The organism is Okeania sp. (assembly GCF_983059655.1).
Window position 1 is genome coordinate 1 of record NZ_CEZPJD010000385.1, and the last position, 7,393, is coordinate 7,393.

5 protein-coding genes are annotated in these 7,393 nt (G+C 38.0%); all 5 read right to left on the reverse strand.

The features are described 5' to 3' along the window. Positions 1–2,939 (reverse strand): polyketide synthase (locus AC3DU7_RS19930; RefSeq protein ID WP_488041051.1); only part of this gene is annotated, 2,939 nt, incomplete at its 3' end. Next, positions 2,927–3,703 (reverse strand): enoyl-CoA hydratase/isomerase, encoded by a 777-nt coding sequence (locus AC3DU7_RS19935; RefSeq protein ID WP_488041052.1) that lies wholly within the window; start codon positions 3,701–3,703, stop codon positions 2,927–2,929. The genes AC3DU7_RS19930 and AC3DU7_RS19935, both read right to left, overlap by 13 nt. After that, positions 3,694–4,953, reverse strand: coding sequence for a hydroxymethylglutaryl-CoA synthase family protein (locus AC3DU7_RS19940; protein ID WP_488041053.1), 1,260 nt, complete (start codon positions 4,951–4,953; stop codon positions 3,694–3,696). Before AC3DU7_RS19940 ends, AC3DU7_RS19935 begins: the two co-directional genes overlap by 10 nt. Before the next feature lie 511 nt (positions 4,954–5,464). After that, positions 5,465–6,697: a beta-ketoacyl synthase N-terminal-like domain-containing protein gene (locus AC3DU7_RS19945; protein WP_488041054.1), complete on the reverse strand. Its 1,233-nt coding sequence runs from the start codon at positions 6,695–6,697 to the stop codon at positions 5,465–5,467. A gap of 7 nt (positions 6,698–6,704) precedes the next feature. Then, positions 6,705–7,393 (reverse strand): acyl carrier protein (locus tag AC3DU7_RS19950; RefSeq protein ID WP_488041055.1); only part of this gene is annotated, 689 nt, incomplete at its 5' end.

A 7,393-nucleotide genomic window follows, 5' to 3' on the forward strand; every position in this document is an offset into this window, starting at 1 on the left:
AATACTACACCACAACCTTCGCTCCAAGTTGTACCCGATGCTGAAGAATCGAAGGTTTTACAACGACCGTCAGGAGATACCATTTGAAACTGACTTGATACTACCTGAAAGTCAGAGCTTGGTAAAATACAAACACCACCAGCGATCGCTACCTCACTCTCTCCCTTTTTAATACTATCGCAAGCTTGATTTATTGCCACCAAAGAAGAAGAACAAGAAGTATCAACAGCTAGCACTGGCCCTTTTAGGTCTAAGAAATAGGCTATTCTTGCTGGTATAACTGACAGCAGATTTCCGGTCAATGACAGTCGATGAGCATCTAATCCTGACATTGACAATAACTTGTTATAATAACCGTTGTTACCTGCACCCACAAAGACTCCCCATTGTTTTCCCTTGAGAGTATCTGGTGCATATCCAGCATCCTCAATGGCGTGGTAAGCTTCTTCTAAAAATATTCTTTGTTGAGGCTCAATGAACTTAGCTTCCCCTGGAGAAATCTGAAAAAATAAAGGATCGAATTTATCAATTTCTGCTAAAAACCCAGCGCATTTACTGTAGGAAGTACCTGGATGCTCTGGGTCTGGATGATACCAATCATTTTCTTCCCATCTTCCGGGGGGAGCCTCTGTTACACTATCAACTCCATTCTTTAAATTATCCCAAAATTCTCTCCAGTTTTTTGCTCCTGGATATCGGCATGACATTCCTATAATTGCAATATCTTTCTGACCAGGATTAAACTCATTAATCTCTGTTTTCTTTTCTGGCTCTACTACTTCTTCTAATAATAATTTTTCTGCTGTTTCTAAAGACATTTCTCCTGAACTAATTAGAGATAATATGTCCTCTGGATTGTTATTATTAATCATAATATTGTTTATATTGTTTTGAATATCATCTATTTTATTCTGTTCTACAGGTTTTTCTTGCATATCTTTTTCCGTGTTTCCTAGTAATAGTTGTTCCGCATTTTCCAAGGAAACTTGACCTGATTGTAATTTAATTAATATATCTTCCTGGTTGCTCATTTGGTCTTTACTAGATAGCTGATAAACATCTTTTTGTCCAGAATATGACTGTGGCATAGCTACTACTACCCTGCCGAAATGCTTGCTGCGTCGTAGATAGTAAAAGGCTTCTATAACATCTTCTATGGAAAATTCTTTATATGGCAACGGATGTAGATGATTTTGCTCAAAATATTGACCTAAGTTTTCCCAGATTTGAGAATACAATTGATTATTTTTAGCAAATTCTTCCCCTAGATCGAATGGAAAATATTTTATATCAGAACGCTTCCGATAAACTTGATCGTGAGTCCAAATATTAACCTTGCCAATTTCAACATATCGTCCTCCTGAAGCAAGAATATCTATATTTTTGGGGATATATTCTCCATGAGTTAGACTATTGAAAATAACATCTATCCCACGTCCTTCAGTAATTGCCATTACCTCATCTGCAAACTCCGTAGTTCGAGAGTTCATCACATATTTTATACCCTGTTTCCGGAGAAAATCCATCTTATGTGGACTTGTCGTAGCAAATACTTCTGCTCCAAAAAACTTAGCTAATTGAACTGCAGCTTGTCCAGTGCCACCTGAAGCAGCATGAATTAGCACTCGTTCCCCTGAATTAACTTTAGCTAAGTTATGCAAACCGTGATATGCAGTAAAAAAGGTTATAGGAATAGTAGCAGCTTCTATTGTATTGATATTATCTGGTTTAGCTACCAGGTTATTTGGCGAGCAAATTACAAAGCTACTGAAGGCATCATGCAATCCTATGACTAATACTTCATTGCCAACTTGCCACTCAGATACACCTGCACCCACAGCTACCACTGTACCTACACCTTCAAAACCAAAAGTCATGCTTTCAGCATTACTAATGCCCAAGTTTTTTGCGTTATGCTCTTGAAGCATACCAAAGACATTAAGTACATCTCGAAAATTAACTGGTACTGATTTGATTTGGACTTCGACTTCATTTGCTCCTGGAATTTGCCTCTTCATAGGAGCCAAAGTCAAATTATCTAACAAACCATAACTAGATATCTTTAACTGAAATGGTTGATAATTCAATGAATCTGCTCGTATTTCCTCTCTTACAAGTTCTTGAGTTGAACTTTGAGAGTTACTGCTTGCCATTGTTGTGTTGCCAAAAAGTTTTTCAATCCGACTGGCTACCTCTGGTTGATGAAAAGTTATTTTATGCATAGCCAGTTCTTTGTCTATAAATTCAGGCAGCTTTTTATCGATTTCTGTTCTGAAATGTTCTTTTAAAGTTATTAAAGATAATCTTGGTTTTTCCGCAATTTCATCAGCTATCTTTTTAGCAACTTTTAGCACCTCTTTTCTTGGTACAACTGGAAAAGAAACACCCCGTTGAGCTAACTCTTGCCCTCGATAGTTTTTGGCGGTGTACATCATTTCTAACCCTATCGCGCCTAATTTCTCAGGAACAATAAATGTGCATCCCAGGCCAGGAGTAAAACCATACTTCATAAAATTAGTTGTGTAAATACTTTCTTGACTTAACACAACTAAATCTGCGTACAATCCAAAAACCAAACCCCCACCAATACTATGGCCTTGCATAGCTGAAATTACTGGTATTTCACAATCTAGTGCTATCCTAAAAAAATCTAAATCATTAAATTTAATTTCTTTTTTATAAATACCGATTAACTCTTCTTTTGTTCCTCCCGAACAGAAATAATTTCCATAACCTGTTAATATAACTACCTTATAAGTTTTGTTTTGAGCAACTGTACCAAAACATTCATATAATCCCTCAACTATTCTGGGAGAAAAGGTATTGCGGTTTTCTTCATCTTTCATCGTGATTTGCACGACACCATTACCCAACTCCCACAGTTGTACTACTTCGGATTTACCCTTTACTAAGTCCAAATTAAGATTTACATTTGCCACGGAAATACTCCCTCTTGTTGAAACCGTTTAATTTTTTCTTGAATATCAGGATTTTCTACTAAACTAGAAAGCTTATTTACAGCCAAATTTTGAGTTTCTTCTTTTATTATCCATAACTGATTAATATAGTCTTTTAATTCTTTCACCCCAGAAGATGGCAAACACCTCAGTCGTCTGACATATTGACTCAATAACTTATTAGTATCACTGGCATATTCATCAATCAACCCCCAACTATAAGCTTCCGAAGCTGATATTTGTTGAGTAGTCAGAGATAAACGGTAGGCTTTCTGAAACCCAACTCGCCGAATTAGAAATGGCAATACACAAGCTGGCAATAAACCAAATAATAGTTCCGATAAGACAAACGTTACTGTTTCATCAGCAATAACTATATCGCTTGCTGCTACTATACCCACTCCCCCAGCTTGTACTCTACCGCGTACCAGTGACACGAAGACTTTACTACTCTGGGAAATATGTTTAAGTACTTTATAAAAAGCCTCAGCATTAGATTTTGAATCTCGGTCTTTTACTTGTGCTGCTTCTTGAAAATCCATTCCTGTACAAAATACATCGGGCAACCCTTCCATAATTACAACTTTAACTGTTGAGTCTACTTCAGCAGCTTGGTAAACTGACCATAACTCTTGAAGAAGTTGCTCATTAACACTGTTGTTTGCTTCAGGCCGATAAATCTGAATTCTTAATACAGCAGACTGATGGTTTACCTTTATGGTTTGATAATCCATAATTATACCCATTCATATTCTCGGTGAAATTCTTTGATTTCCTTTAAAACTAACCTACCCTTACCTTCGACTTGTTGCCATACTTTCGGAAGTAGTTTTTGGTCTACGGTAACATTCCTGGTCCCAAAAGCAACTGCATTACTTTGATGTAATACATACTGATACTCTTCAAAACTTAAAGAACACCGTTCCGCTAACTGTCCTGAAATCCTTTGTTTAGCTTGAATATCCTTTGCTTCTGGTGTAATCACCCCACTATAAAACTCAGAACTACACCCAGATCCATAAGAAAACAAACCCACTCGTTGAGGTTTATTGATTTCTCCATTGTCAATAGTGCTAGCTAGGGATAAATGTAATGTTGCTCCCATAATATTCCCTACCTGTTGACAATAGATTAATCCAGGCATCACCCTTCTTTGAAAGTCTGTTTCAATTTCTTGTGGTTTTGCCCTTTTCAACTTGCGCATCATGCTTCTATGTGCCCCCTTCACCATACCACCAAAAGGGGTGTGAAAGCTCAAGTAATCAAAAGTTTTCTCGTAGTCTACTCCTTCTACTCGGTTTTGATATTCCTGATAGGCATTTTCGCAACAATCTAAGTAAGATAGTAGTGATAAGTCTGCATCTCCTGCTTCTGAATCTGGAGCTGGCCTGCAAGTATCCATTACTTCATAACCATAGTAGCCATTACACCCTACATCTACCTGAAAAACACGGCCTACATTGCTAACTAAAATAGCTACTGCTCCACCACCACTACTTGGTTCCGCAAAAGCAGCATCTTCATCCAGAGTATTTACTCCTTCTTGAAGTAAAAACCGAGTTATATCTGTGGCAATAACTAAGACTTTAGCTCCAGGAGATGTTTGAGAAAGCACAAAATTCAATGCCATCTGAAACCCTGCTGTACCTGAATAGCAAGCTTGCTTAAGTTCAAACAAACGACAGTTGCGACTAAGTCCTAGATAAGCGTGGATATAGGTACTCATTGACTTACCAAAGTCGATGCCAGACTCGCTACAGGTTATTACCATTTCTATGCTTTTTCTGTCAAGATCGCTCAAGCTATCCACTATTGGTTTGGCTGCGTTAACTGCATAAGAAACTGGATCTTCGTAAGGCATCACCACAGTTTTCTCTTTCATCATTAGATTATCGAAGCGAGTCGTATCTAATTGACGTGCCTCTGCTAACATTCGCACATCTATTTTAGCCGAGCCTCCATATACATTGAGGGCTTCAATCCCAACCTGTTCCATGAGTTTTCCTTAGTTTGATTTTTATTTTATGGTAAGAGGCTGATTTACAAAACCGATATAAAACCTCACAATTAGTGACATTTTAATGTTTACTTCCTGCTTCTAGGGTTACTGTCGGCAGTAAGACCTCTACAGGCATCAACAGTCAGGTCTACTGCATCCCTCACTCTTGATATTTGCATATCATGGGTTCTATAAACAAACCATATTGAGGACAATCAAAGGCGATCGGGATTAATGGCGTATCTATATATACGATCGCCTCTATAACCAGTCTTAGAAGATGGAAAAAACTAAGGAGCTAATATCAATTCAGAACTATACCACTGAGTTTTGTATTCTAGTTGAAGCTTGAATTTATTACCTACAACTATAGTTCTCTACTTTGTGAGAGGGGATAGAAGTAGATTATGCTTAGAGAGCATTACATTGACATTCAAATCTTCAACCGTAGAAGTACATGATTTCTTTATAATCTTAACGTAAATTTACCACCGTAGCAATACTACCACTATAATTTTCCTATTAATAAAGCTGTATTAATTCCACCAAAAGCAAAACTGTTACTTATAGAATACTTAATCTCTGCTTGAATAGCAGTTTCTTTGACCCAACTTAGGGTGGGATCGATAGGATTAACTAAGTTATGAGTAGGATGACAAAAACCATAGTTCATTTGTACTAGAGTAGCGATCGCCTCCACAACCCCAGCACCTGTTAAGCAGTGACCAGTTAAAGATTTTGTGGAATTGATTAAACAATTACTCAGTCCCACAGATTTTAAAGCAGCTACTTCTGTCTTGTCACCTAGAGGAGAACTGGTACCGTGAGTATTTACATAGGATATCTCCTCTGGTGGCAACTCAGCCATTTCTAAAGCAGCAGTCATGGCTCGTTCTTCTCCTTTTTGAGAAGGTTCAGGACTACGATTTCCATCTAAATTAAATCCCCAACCCATCAGCTTTCCGTAGGAAACTGCTCCTCTTTGTTGAGCGTGGTCACTTCTCTCTAGGACTAACACTCCACAGCCTTCTCCATAAATAAATCCATCATGGTCTTGGTCAAATGGTCTACAGGCAAGGTCTGGGCGATCGGCAAAACGTTCGCTACCCATTGCTCCCAAATTTGCTAGTCCGTGACATTCATAACCTGAAATATCAAATAACGATCCTAAAACGATGCTAATATCTGTAGCACCTGCTACAATTTGACGAGCTGCATGAATTATTGCTACTGTTCCACTGGCAGATGCACCACCTACACTGTAACCTTCTCCTTGGACATGAAAGCACTGAGATAGCAAACCCATGATGTCGGTATCCCAAACTGTAAGTCCATAAGTTGGACGTAAAAATTGAGGACGAGATTGATAGCGCTGCCAGATTTCTTGTTGATGACGTTGTTGCACATTTGAGCCACCTACTACTAACCCAATACGTTCGGGGTTGACTTTGCTATTAACCAACTTAGCGTCTTGCCAAGCTTCGGATACTGCTAGGGTTGCTATCTGTCCACTCCAACTAGCAGTGCGTAGGATACTACTATATTCTGGGAGCAGAGAACGGACATCGACTTCTGGTATTTCTGCTCCTATAAATGGTTTAGCACCTTCACGTCCTGGTCGTTTGAGATAATCAAATTGAGTTTTGCCAGAAAACAGAGCTTCTTTGAAAGCTGTTACTCCTTGACCAATGGAAGTAACTATACCCATCCCAGTTATTTCGATGTTGCTTTTCCTTTCCATAAGTGATTTATAACTTAGCTGCAAATATTTCAGCTAGTTCTCCTATATTATTGGCTCCAGCTAATTCAATACGTGGGATATTTAAAGATAATTCTTCCATGATCATCATAATAATTTCTGCCCTGCTTGCTGAATCAATGCCTAAGTTTTTCAAACTATGTGTTGGTCCTAGGGGAACTTCTTCTAGTTCTGGTGCTACTTCACGAGTATATTTTTTAACCAGCTCCAATACTTTTTCTTTTTTACCGTCGTTTTTGGGTTGTTGTTTTAATTGCTGCCCTACTTCATCTTCTTTGTTACCGTCGTTTTTGGTTTGTTGTTTTAATTCTTGAATCATTTGATTTGCTGCTTGAGCAGATAACTCTTTTTTAGCTACTCGAGCAAGTATTGAGCGTAACTGTTCTTTTAGTTTTTCTTCTGAGTTACTGACGGATTCTTTTATGTCTGTTTTGGGTTGTGGTATTTCTGCAGGTACTTGTTCTTGTTTTGATAAGATTTGAGCCAGATAATTTGTCAATTCCAGCAATGTTGGATAATCATATAGTTTAGTTGCTTTAATCTCCAATCCATAATGCCGATTAATTGCAGTTATCCATTCTACTCCAACTATAGAATCTAAACCTAAATCTATAAATTTTTGGTCTTCTACTATTTCACTAGGGTCTACATACAGAGCATCTGCTAATTTTTGTTTCA